At 41.7% G+C, this 235-nt stretch carries 1 tRNA gene; it reads right to left on the minus strand.

Going from position 1 to position 235, the window contains the following annotated elements:
• Positions 1–111: 111 nt before the first annotated feature.
• Positions 112–186, minus strand: a tRNA-Gln gene (locus tag AB4512_RS22125).
• Positions 187–235 lie beyond the last annotated feature (49 nt).

Genomic DNA, 235 nt, shown 5'->3' on the forward strand with positions numbered 1-235 from the left:
CGCAGCAAATCTTTATAGTTATATCGACATTGGTGATTCGATGTAACGTTGTGCTCTTGGTTTGCTATCTAGCTTAAAAACAAGCTAAGTAAAAACAAAGAGTTTAAATAGTGGCTGGGCTACCTGGATTCGAACCAGGGAATGCCGGCATCAAAAGCCGGTGCCTTACCGCTTGGCGATAGCCCAACAATGAATGGTCATCTAATGAAAGAAACACATTCTAAATAATGGTGCG

Origin of the sequence: Vibrio sp. 10N.222.52.B7 (genome assembly GCF_041474275.1) — a bacterium.
In the GTDB taxonomy this organism is placed as follows: domain Bacteria; phylum Pseudomonadota; class Gammaproteobacteria; order Enterobacterales; family Vibrionaceae; genus Vibrio; species Vibrio crassostreae_C.